Source organism: Anaerotruncus sp. AF02-27 (assembly GCF_003465835.1).
Lineage (GTDB): Bacteria > Bacillota > Clostridia > Oscillospirales > Ruminococcaceae > Anaerotruncus > Anaerotruncus rubiinfantis.
The window spans coordinates 1-10,306 of the sequence record NZ_QSBX01000001.1; the positions used below are offsets into that span (position 1 = coordinate 1).

The window sequence follows — 10,306 nt, forward strand, 5'->3', positions numbered from 1 at the left end:
CCGACTTTGCACACTTCCACCGCATCGAAAAATTCGTCGCATGCGATCGTCTTCAGGCTCTCCAGCAGCTCCCGCCCAGGGTGGCTCATCCATTGGATCGTTCCTACTTTGAAATATTTGTGAATGCTTTCTCGCAAAATTACAATCCCCCCTTTTGATCATTTTCTATTTGGGGCCGCCCTTGCTTTTGGCAATGGCAGGGCCGTCAAACCGGTATTCCGCAGGCGACAGGCCATTTTTCGCGGCAAAGCCGCCCTCCGCCTGCTTCAATTTCACTGCGCGCCCAGCAGGTTATCGGTTGAGCTGCGCCGTCATCTGAATGGTGTTGTTGATATGTTCCTCCATCAAACGCTTGGCCTGTGCGACATCGCGGCGCTCCACCGCGCGGATCATCTTTTCATGATAAACCGCTCCGTACGCTCCCATGACCGCGACATTCTGATCCAGCATGGGACGCAGGTAGGTGTCCTGAATAATTTCAAAGACCCGAAGGATCACCGGATTATTGGTCGCAACCGCAATCAGATGATGAAACTGCATATCATACCTGCTGATGAGTTCATCGCTTTTCGCCATGGCCATTGCTTCATACGCCGCCTGCATCTGGTCGATCTGCCCAATATCGGCCCGCATCGCCGCAAGGCCGATGCTCTCCACTTCGATGATCTTACGGAATTCAAACATACTGACCCGGTCCGCCCGTCCGGAAAGCATATAAGGGATCATCGGTTCAAACTGATCCGGACAGCTGCAGGTACGGATGTAGGTACCGCCGCCCTGCCTGCGCTCCACAAGCCCCTGCCCCATCAGCCGGCTGATAGCCGCGCGCGCAGATACCCGGCTGACGCTCATCATTTCGCAGATCTTGCTCTCCGATGGAATTCGTTCGCCGGGCTTCCATTCGCCGGAATAGATCGAGTTACGCAACCGTTCATAGACCATATCACTGACGTTTGGTTTGCCCTTCGCCTGAGTGGCACGATTTTCTATTTCCATAAATCGCTCTCATTTCTATCCCCATCTCGGGCAAATTTGTAATACAACTTTTTATAATCATATTACTTTTATTTCAGTATATTGCTCTTTGATGATAAAGTCAATAATAATCTATGATTTGTCACACGAAAAACGAATTTTTTCGCACATAAAGTCCTCTCATTCACCTCGATTTTCATTCAGGTCTCAATTTGTAATACAATACGAAGAATCTGGATGCACCCCGCCGACTCTGGCGGCTTATCCCCGTTTTTTATCGTCCGCAACCCCAGCCCATGTCATCGACCCCAAATATCCCGGCGCGTTTGAACAGCTGATCGACCTGTCCTCCTGCTGGGATGAACACAAGCTCTTTGAATCCCGTCAGGACATCATGGCGCTGGCCGCAAAGATCAGCCGCTGTCACGAGCATTCCTGCCGCTTCCTTGGCGCGGCGCAGAGTCTCATCGGGGATACATACCGGATTGCGCTCGACGCCACCTCGGTCATCAAAACGGTCAAAGCGGCCGGGCGGATCGCCATGGCTGAATTCAAGGGGGGCCCGGATGGGCGCGGCCGTGAATCGGTCCGCTTCCTTTCCGCTGTTACAAACAAGGGGCTTACCATATTTGATGAAACCGCACGCACCATCTGTGAGCGCGTCTATCTGATCGAAGATCCATACGGCGCGGCCTCCCGGCTGCTGCTCACCTCCCTGCGCAGTCAAGCGCTGGAAGCTGGCTGGAACATCATCACCTGCTACTGTCCGCTCTCCCCGTTTGAAAAGCTGGAACATCTGTTCATCCCGGAACTGAAACTCGGCTTCATGACTGCGAATGATTACCACAAGCCGGATATCGAGCCTTACAAAATTATCCGCTCCCGCCGCTTCACCGATCCGGAACAGCTCAAAAAATCCCGTAAACGGATCGCATTCAACAAGAAAGCCGCCGCGCAGATGCTCGACCAGGCGGCCCGGCTGCTTGCCGAAGCGAAAAAACTCCATGACCAGCTCGAAGATTATTATGTGGACGCCATGGATTTTGACAAGGTGAACGCCGTCTGTGAACGGGTCATTGCCCGCTACGATCACATCCTTTCGCAGTACGGCCTTTGAATCACCTCCTTTCCCGCCCCCGGGACAGCGTTTCCCCTCCCCTTGAGAAATCTGCCCGGGACTATAAAAGGGGGGGCCTGTGAAACGTCAAGTTTCACAGGCCCCGCCGCTTTTGTTTTTCGCTCAGCGGTTCGCCGCCAGGACGAGCTCCCGTTCGCTCGCCTCTTGTGCCGCTTCGGGGGAGAGGTAGCCCTGGTTCACCATCTCATAAAGCACATCTTTTCGCCGCTGCGCATTTTGTTCCGGATGCACATAGAGGCTGTAGCGCTGCGGATACTGCGGAATCACCACAAGCGCCGTCAGTTCGGTGAGGTTCAGTTCCGACAGCGGCCGCCCAAAGTAGACCAGGGCCGCGTTGCCGATCCCATAGGTATTTTCGCCGTAGTAGACCTGGTTGAGATACGCCTCCAGAATTTCATTTTTGCTGTAAGCGCGTTCCACCAGCTGTGCGGTGTTGATCTCCCGCAGCTTGCGCTTGATGGACACTTCGTTGTCTCCGGTCGCGATCTTGACCAGCTGTTGGGTGATGGTCGAGCCGCCCGAAGGTCCCCAGTAGACCGGCACGAACAGGTTGATGGCCGCTCCGGTGGTCCGTTTCCAGTCCACGCCGCCATGTTCCCAGAACCGTTTGTCCTCCACCGCGACCACTGCGTTGACAAGGTCCTTTGGCAGTTCCTCATAGGGCACCCAGACCGGCTGTTCCGGGCGCGACATCTGGTCGTAAAGCCCTTCCACCACGATGGAGGGCGCCTGCCCGGCGGCAAACACCAGCGCCGGATTGCTCAGCGCGCAAAGCATCACGCAGGCCACCAGCAGGACCGAAAGCAGGCTCACCCACAGTGGGCTGCGCCGGTAGCGCACGATCGAAACCACACGGCTCTTGACCGCGCTTTCGCCGAAAGCGGGCAGACCGAACCGGCGAAGCGCAGTGTCCGCCACCGCCATCTCGTAAAGCGTGCCCGCATAGGATTTACGGATGTCCTCCTTTGCGCCGCGCAGCACCCGCTCGTCGCAGGCAAGCTCCATATCCCGCACCGCCAGGAAGAAACAGAGCCACGCCATGGGGTTAAACCAGTGCAGGCAAGCCACCGCGAGCATCAGCGGCTTCGTGAAGCAGTCCCGCCGCCGGATGTGTGCCATCTCATGGGCGAGCACCATCCGCAGCGTCTGCTCGTCCGCCGTTTCAACGAGCGCGGCGGGCAGGATGACCTTTGGGAAGACAGTCCCACAGACGACCGGCGACTCCACATTCGCCGACCGGAACACCTTCGGACAGCGCCGCAGGCCCGCGGCCGCCGCACATTCCTGCACAAGTACATCCCCGGGATACCGGGAGGCGTCCCGCAGCTTTGCGCAGGCGCGCAGATAGAATGCCGTGAAGAACACGAGCAGCGCCGCCGCAACCATAGCCCAGACCGCCGCCGCTATCCACACCGGGCCCGCGGCCTGCGCGGCCCCCTGTACCTCCGGCAGATAGTCCACCTTCACGAGCGGCAGATATCGGGAGGCCTGCTCGATACGGGGCCCCACCTGCGCGGCGGCCGGCCCGGCGACCGACAGGTTGAAAAAGCTGAAACCGGCCGAAAAGTAGGCCGGGACCGCCATCCGCACAAAGACCGCCGCCCACAGCCAACAGATAAACCGGCGCGGGATGTGCTTTTGCAACAGCAATCGCAGCAGCAGGACCGGCAGCGCGAGCAGGGCTGCCGCAAGCGACATGTTGAGAACGCCGAGAAAAATCCCTTCCATTTCAGTCCTCCTCCGTACAGCTGTCGATCAGCCGCTTGAGTTCCGCCGCTTCGCCGGGCGAGAGCTTCCCCCGCCCGATGAACGAGGCCAGGAACATCTGGAGCGAACCGCCGTAGACCCGGTCGATCAGCTCCTCGGTCTCGTTCTTCTGCACCTGTTCGCGTGCGACGAGCACCGAAACGAGGGCGTTCTCGTTCTTGACGATGCCCCGCGCCGCCAGCCGCCGGATGACCGTGTAGGTGGTTGACTTCTTCCAGCCCAGATGTTTTTCACAGAGCCGAACCAGCTCGGTGGAATTGACCGGTTCATATTCCCAGAGCAGGTTCAAAAATCGCAGTTCGGAATCATTGATCTTGACCATGTTGACTCCCCCTTCGAGAGGTTTACAGGTTTAAACCTTATGTCAAGTCTACAACAGTAAACCTCGTTTGTCAAGCATCTTTTTGCACGAAACGCAAAAAGAGCCCGGAGGATCACCTCCGGGCTCTGCGAAGCCAGACGCTGCTATGCAGTTTTCAGGGTGGATTTTTTCACCGAAAGCACCTGCGTAAGCCCAATGACGCCGATCAGCGCGATTCCGGCCACGTCGGTGACCAGGCCGGGATAGATCAGCAAAAGCCCGCCCACAATCGCAACCATTCGTTCCCATGCAGGCATGTCACACAGCATATAACCCTCGAGCCCCGCCGAAATGCCGAAGATTCCAAGGAACGAGGTGATGATGATGCCGATGACCTCCCAGAAGGAAGTGTTGATGAAAAGCATCGCCGGATTGAGCGCGAAGATATATGGCACGATGAATGCCGCAATCGCAAGCCGCGAAGCGTTCACGCCGGTTTTCATCGGGTTGGAACGGGCGATTGCGCTGCCCGCGTAGGCGGCGAGCGCCACCGGCGGGGTGATATCCGCCACGATACCAAAATAGAATACAAACATATGCGCCGCGATCGGCTCGATCCCCATGCCGGTGACGAGGATCGGCGCGCAGGTCGTCGCCATGATGATATAGTTCGCGGTCGTCGGGACGCCCATGCCCAGCACAATGCAGGTGAGCATGGTGAGCAGCAGCGCCACGATGGTCACATCGCCCGCGATGGCCACAATCGACGAAATCAGGATCTGACCAAGGCCGGTCATCGTGACCACGCCTGCGATGATGCCCGCGATCGCGCAGGCAATCGCCACCGTGAGGGTGCTCTTCGCGCCGGTCTCGAGCGCGTCAACAAAGGTGGCCGGGGTCATGCGGGTATCCTTGCGGAACATGCTGACCACAATCGCGGTCAGCGTCGCATAGACCGCCGAACGGGACATGGTGAACCCCTGGATGATCATATAGACAAGCATCACGAGCGGCAGCAGCAGGTAACCGCGGGTGACGAGCAGCTTTCCAAATTTGGGCAGCTCCTCTTTGGAGAGGCCCTTGAGCCCGAGCTTTTTCGCCTCTAAATGCACCATAATGAAGATACCGGAGAAGTAGAGGATCGCCGGCAGGATCGCCTTGAGGGCAATGGTGCCATATGGCACGCCGACCATCTCTGCCATCAGGAAGGCTGCGGCGCCCATGATCGGCGGCATGATCTGGCCGCCGGTTGATGCAGCGGCTTCAACCGCGCCCGCGAACTCGCCGCGGTAGCCGGTCTTTTTCATCAGCGGGATGGTGACGCTGCCGGTCGTGACCGTATTGGCCACCGAACTTCCCGAAACCATACCGCACAGCGCGGACGAGATGACCGCGACCTTGGCCGGGCCGCCGGTCGAAGCGCCCGCCAGCGAATTGGCCGTCTGGATAAAGAAGTCGGAAATACCGGTTTTCTCCAAAAAGGAGCCAAACAGGATGAACAGCACGATAAAGGTCGAGCAGACGCCGATCGGCACGCCGATGACGCCGCTGGTGGTATAAAAGAGATTGTAGACGATCGTTTTAAGCGAGTTGCCAGATGCAAAGGCATAAACCACAAAACTTCCCGCCACGATCAGAATCGGGATGCCGACCACCCGGCGGCAGGCCTCCACCAGCACCAGGATGCCAATGACCCCGATGATCACCTGGAACTGGGTGATGCGGGTCGCGCGCTGGATAATCGCCTGAAAGTTCACGACAAAGTAGAAAAAGCTCCCCGCGCCCAGCACGCAGAGCACCACATCGTACCACGGGATGTAATCGTATTTATGCCCGGTGCCTTTGCGCGCCGGAAAGATGATAAAGATCAGCGCGATCACCAGCCCGACAAACGCGGCGCGGCGCAGCCGCTCCTCCCAGTTTGCGAACAGGTTCATATATACCGCAAACAGCGAAAAGGCCGCCATCAGGTAGCGTACCACCTTTTTGGGGACCCCCTTGAAGTGACGGACGTTCGACTCCCGGTCATATTTTTCCATAATCGCCTGGACGTCCGCCGCGCTCCCGGTCAGTTCTTCCCCCGGAACCGCTTCCTGCCGCACTTCTTGCGGCTCCTCGTCCGGTTTCTTTTTGAATAAGGACATACCCTATCCCCCTTCATGATTAAAATAGCCTCCATGCGCAGGAAAAACGCACCGCTGCGTTTTTCCCGCAAAGCGCCCGCAGGCTCACCTGCCGGCCGCCGATCGTGAGCGTGTGGTCCGAGACGGTTCCCACCCGGTATTGCAGATCGTCCATCCGCTGCGCAAAGCCCGAAACGATCATCGCCCCGTCTTCACCGTAACGCAGAGTCTGGCCTTCCGCAAGCTCGGTCTGTACCCCGGCCCCAAAGCTGTAATACACCGTTTCCACCACATAGATGCCTCCGCCGCGGATTTCGTAGATGTCGGTGAGCGGGGTCTTGTTCACCGAGTGAACAAACCCCACCGAAAACCGCTCCCCTTCCGCGACGGGATACCGCGCATAGACCCGCCCGGTGTCCGGATCCTGCAGGGTGAGGCAGTAACCGCCTCCGAGCCAGCCGATCAGAAGAATTACAGCCGCAATAACAAAAATTATCGCGGCTGTAATCTGAAACTGTTTACGCCTGCCGGTTATGACAGCGCGCCCACTTCTTTAAAATACTTTTCCGCGCCGGGATGGAATGGAACCGAGATGCCCGCCACCGCATAGGCCGGATCGAGTTCCGCGCCCTTTGCATGGCCGTCGGTAATGGCATCCTTATTGTCAAAAATACCCTTTGTCAGATGATATACCGCGTCTTCGGAAAGCTTGTCCGAAGCAATCAGCGTCGCTTTGACCGCCACAGTCATCACATCCTGATCCACGCCGTTGTAGGAGCCGCCCGGGATGGCGTACTGGGTATAGAACGGATAGCTCTCGATCAGCTTGGCCGCGTGGGCGTCATCGATCTCGAGAAGATTGATCTTGTTAGTAGTGGAAAGCTCAACCACCGCAGTGGTCGGCGCGCCCGCCGTACAGAAGAACGCGTCAATCTTGCCGTCCTTGAGCGCGTCAGCGCTGTCACCAAAGCCAAGGTTCTGCACGGTAATATCGTCAAACGAAATACCATAGGACTCCAGAATCTGGCGGGCATTAAATTCCACGCCGGAGCCCGCGTCACCCACCGAAACACGTTTGCCCTTGAGATCCTCGATCGAGGTGATGCCCTCCGCGCTGATGATCTGGCAGACCTCCGCGTAAAGCGCTGCGACCGCTGTAAAACTCTTGACTGCGCCATCCTCCTCAAACAGGTCGGTGCCGTTATAAGCATAGTCCATGACATCATTCTGGACGATTGCCAGCTCGGCCTCGCCGTCATCAATCAGGAAGATGTTCGCTTTGGAAGCGCCGGTCGACTGCACCGTGATATTCATATTTTCAACCTTATCGTTGAGCACGTTGGCCAGCACGCCGCCAAACGCATAATAGGTGCCGGTCGTCCCGCCGGTACCGAGTTTCATATCGGACGAATCCGACTTGCCGCCGCATCCGGCAAGCAGGAGCGCGCAGGCCAATGCCAAAGCCAACGCACGCACAATGGTTTTTTTCATGGTTACCCTCTCTTTCCTTTGTTGTCTTTCAGACAATCTGTAAGATTTATTATAGCACGTCCACCCGAAGTCTTTCAAGCCGCCCCGGGAATCCCCGCCTGGATAAAAAGCCTGCGATAAATTGGGCATTCTGCCAATTTCAGTAAGTTTTTGGTATTCAATCCGCAAAATGAAACAAAAAAATGCCGGTTTGTCTTGATTTTTCCGCCGAAAAAAGAAAAAGTGTATTTTCGGGCAAAAGGAAAAGCCGCATGACGGCCTCTAAAGTGGCTATCATGCGGCTTTTGGCAACCTTGCCCAGTTTGGAGCCCCAGCCAAGCCATCTGCCAGATAGCACCAATCGCTTTTTAATCAGATTATGAATATAAGATTTTTGTTGTTTCCGTTTTATCAAAGCTGTCGGTCATTCACAGCAAATGACTATTTCTTTTTGGATTTCTCGTCCTCGGGATCGGCCACCATGCCCTCGATCAAACTAGTCACCACCTGATTCAGCTGTACTGCGTTTTGGGAGGTAATGACCGGCGTTCCGGTTCTTTCTTCTACAGCCTTTCTTGCGATTCCTGCAGCTTCTCCTCCTTCACGGGCAATCGCCCTGTTTTCCTCAAAGTTTTCAGGCTGCCGCTGCTTGGAAATCTCCGTAGTGGTGGCCTCGGCCAGCATATTCAGCACCAGCTCCAGTGTGGTCATGTTGTCCCGCAAATTTTCTTTTTTGAGGCCCTTGAGGCTTTTGTATTGGCGGGTGGTTAAACCCGACCAAGCGCGGGAGATCTCATCGGTTAAAATGGCATATTCGACGCCCTTCTGCACCCCGCGGGCATCCCATTCATCGGTCAGTTCCTTGCGCACCTGAATGGCTTGCAGCCGCTGGTTGATCCATTCACGAGTATAACCTTTTTTGAGATAGGTTTCCAACGCCCGTTCAATGGTGAGTTCCGGGTCGATGGTTTCCTCAATCCGTTCCCGGCCAACCTGCGCCAGCCAAATTCGAAACGGCTCGGCTTTTGGTGAAGGGATGGACTGGATGATCCGCAGAAGCTGTTCGGTGTCCGCTACATCGGTCAAGCGTTTTTTTCCATCTTCAGCAGTCATTTTCAACTGCTGACAATTTGTCAGCAGTTGCTCTGCCCCTTCTTCTTTGAGCCTCTGTTTTAATTTTGCCCAATAGTTGCTGGCGCCGCGCTGCGTTGGCTGATCCGTCAGAACCGCCACTACATCTACAATGGAAAAGTACCATTCTTCCTTTTCCTCATCCCATGCGGTGCGGATACGCTTATCCTCAAAAAGCTGAATGTTATCATTTTGTTCCATAACGCGCCGCGCCTCCTTTTATCAAATCGTTAAGCAGCCCCCGGCAGCCAGCCTCCACATCCCGCCAGGTGGCCTCGAAGTCGCCGGTGTACCACGGGTCGGCAACATCGCCAGGGCGGTCGGTATCGTCCAGCAGCAGGCGCATCTTGTCCGAAAAATCCCCGCCGCATGAGCGCCCGCAGGCGCCATCTCGGAGCGCAACCGTCCGTAGGACGGCACTTGGCGCGGAGAGGATGCGTTGCATATTGCGCAGGTTCCGGCTGTCCATCCCAATGAGCAGGTCGAATTGTTCGTAGTCGTGGTTTTGCAGCTGGCGGGCCGTCTTGCCGGAGCAGCAGATCCCATGCTCGGCCAGCTTGCGGCGGGCGGGTGGATAGACCGGGTTGCCCAGCTCCTCCCGGCTGGTGGCGGCGGACTCGATGAGAAATTCTTTCTCCAGCCCCGCCTTCTTCACCATGTCTTTCATGATAAACTCCGCCATCGGGCTGCGGCAGATGTTGCCGTGGCAGATAAAAAGTATTTTGGTCATGCGTCTCGTTCTCCGTAGTCTCATTTTCCTTTTCAGTATAGCACGGAGAGGGCGGACAGTCGAGGGATGAGAGGTGTTCTTCTGTAGAAATCGCTTCCATCAGCTGTTTTTTCGTCCAGCTAAAACGGCGGACAGCTTGGATGTACCAGCCCATCCCCTCTATCGTCAGGCCGGACTCCAGGATCACCACATTCTGCGTCCAGCCAATCCCCATCGCCTCGCCCAGCAGGGCGGGGCTGTTTTCGTAAGCGCGGTAAAACTCCCGCATCCGGCGCAGGTTGCGCGGGGAGAAACCGGACACATCCGGGTATCCCGCCCGCAGGTATTCCGCCGCGGCGTCGGCGGCGCCTTTCTCGGCCCTGTGGCTGACGATCCCGCCGATCTCGCTGTACAGCTCCATCTGCGGCAGTTCCCGCGCCATGAGGCTGTCCAGCGCGGCATACATGGCGCTGTAGTCGATTTCTTTTCGGATGTTCATTCCGGTTCCCCCTTTCCGGCGTTCCCGCCATCGTTTATGGTTCCATCCCAAAGAAAAAAGCGGCAAAGCTGCCGCGCTTTTCTCTGCTATGGAGCGTATTCAGAACAGCCGCACCATCTGTTCATAGAGCAGTACATGTTTCTCTCCAATCTTCCGGTTGTCATGATAGTGACCGAACAGCCAGTAGCGGAAG

Annotated in this window: 10 protein-coding genes and 2 pseudogenes; 1 reads left to right on the plus strand and 11 read right to left on the minus strand. The window is 56.7% G+C overall.

What is annotated here, in order from left to right:
• Window positions 1–291 precede the first annotated feature (291 nt).
• Window positions 292–996 (minus strand): FadR/GntR family transcriptional regulator, encoded by a 705-nt coding sequence (locus tag DWV16_RS00010; RefSeq protein WP_066457580.1) that lies wholly within the window; start codon window positions 994–996, stop codon window positions 292–294.
• Window positions 997–1,114: 118 nt separating this feature from the next.
• Here DWV16_RS00010 and DWV16_RS00015 point away from each other — a divergent pair, with 118 nt between their 5' ends.
• A complete protein-coding gene (locus DWV16_RS00015) occupies window positions 1,115–2,092 on the plus strand; it encodes a hypothetical protein (RefSeq protein WP_147349404.1) in 978 nt (325 codons plus the stop codon).
• Between the two features lie 123 nt (window positions 2,093–2,215).
• Here DWV16_RS00015 and DWV16_RS00020 read toward each other — a convergent pair whose 3' ends face one another.
• The 10 genes and pseudogenes from DWV16_RS00020 to DWV16_RS19445 form a co-directional block, all read right to left on the minus strand.
• Window positions 2,216–3,841, minus strand: coding sequence for a transglycosylase domain-containing protein (locus tag DWV16_RS00020; protein ID WP_118477471.1), 1,626 nt, complete (start codon window positions 3,839–3,841; stop codon window positions 2,216–2,218).
• A 1-nt stretch (window position 3,842) separates the two neighbouring features.
• Window positions 3,843–4,202 (minus strand): BlaI/MecI/CopY family transcriptional regulator, encoded by a 360-nt coding sequence (locus DWV16_RS00025; RefSeq protein ID WP_066457571.1) that lies wholly within the window; start codon window positions 4,200–4,202, stop codon window positions 3,843–3,845.
• Window positions 4,203–4,345: 143 nt separating this feature from the next.
• Entirely contained in the window at window positions 4,346–6,325 is a 1,980-nt protein-coding gene (locus DWV16_RS00030) for a TRAP transporter permease (RefSeq protein WP_118477472.1), read from the minus strand.
• A 19-nt stretch (window positions 6,326–6,344) separates the two neighbouring features.
• The gene (locus DWV16_RS00035; RefSeq protein WP_066457565.1) at window positions 6,345–6,668 is read right to left on the minus strand and encodes a DUF1850 domain-containing protein; all 324 of its coding nucleotides are present in this window, start codon (window positions 6,666–6,668) and stop codon (window positions 6,345–6,347) included.
• A 167-nt stretch (window positions 6,669–6,835) separates the two neighbouring features.
• On the minus strand, window positions 6,836–7,795 hold the full coding sequence (locus DWV16_RS00040) for a TAXI family TRAP transporter solute-binding subunit (protein ID WP_066457562.1): 960 nt from the start codon (window positions 7,793–7,795) through the stop codon (window positions 6,836–6,838).
• 157 nt (window positions 7,796–7,952) lie between these two features.
• Window positions 7,953–8,189, minus strand: a complete 237-nt coding sequence (locus DWV16_RS18805) for a hypothetical protein (RefSeq protein ID WP_147349405.1) — start codon at window positions 8,187–8,189, stop codon at window positions 7,953–7,955.
• A gap of 26 nt (window positions 8,190–8,215) precedes the next feature.
• Entirely contained in the window at window positions 8,216–9,106 is an 891-nt protein-coding gene (locus DWV16_RS00045; protein WP_118477473.1) for a BRO family protein, read from the minus strand.
• Window positions 9,093–9,635, minus strand: coding sequence for a low molecular weight protein-tyrosine-phosphatase (locus DWV16_RS00050; protein ID WP_118477474.1), 543 nt, complete (start codon window positions 9,633–9,635; stop codon window positions 9,093–9,095). The genes DWV16_RS00045 and DWV16_RS00050 overlap by 14 nt, the downstream gene beginning before the upstream one ends.
• A gap of 91 nt (window positions 9,636–9,726) precedes the next feature.
• Window positions 9,727–10,113 (minus strand): annotated as a pseudogene (locus DWV16_RS00055) (DUF1016 N-terminal domain-containing protein); the annotation flags it as partial.
• 99 nt (window positions 10,114–10,212) lie between these two features.
• Window positions 10,213–10,306: pseudogene (locus DWV16_RS19445) on the minus strand (metallophosphatase); the annotation flags it as partial.

Bases quoted from the DNA above. Each gene is read 5' to 3' on its own strand.
- DWV16_RS00050 (WP_118477474.1), bottom strand. From the start codon at position 9,635: ATGACCAAAATACTTTTTATCTGCCACGGCAACATCTGCCGCAGCCCG.
- DWV16_RS00045 (WP_118477473.1), bottom strand. From the start codon at position 9,106: ATGGAACAAAATGATAACATTCAGCTTTTTGAGGATAAGCGTATCCGC.
- DWV16_RS00010 (WP_066457580.1), bottom strand. From the start codon at position 996: ATGGAAATAGAAAATCGTGCCACTCAGGCGAAGGGCAAACCAAACGTC.
- DWV16_RS00020 (WP_118477471.1), bottom strand. From the start codon at position 3,841: ATGGAAGGGATTTTTCTCGGCGTTCTCAACATGTCGCTTGCGGCAGCC.
- DWV16_RS00030 (WP_118477472.1), bottom strand. From the start codon at position 6,325: ATGTCCTTATTCAAAAAGAAACCGGACGAGGAGCCGCAAGAAGTGCGG.
- DWV16_RS00025 (WP_066457571.1), bottom strand. From the start codon at position 4,202: ATGGTCAAGATCAATGATTCCGAACTGCGATTTTTGAACCTGCTCTGG.
- DWV16_RS00040 (WP_066457562.1), bottom strand. From the start codon at position 7,795: ATGAAAAAAACCATTGTGCGTGCGTTGGCTTTGGCATTGGCCTGCGCG.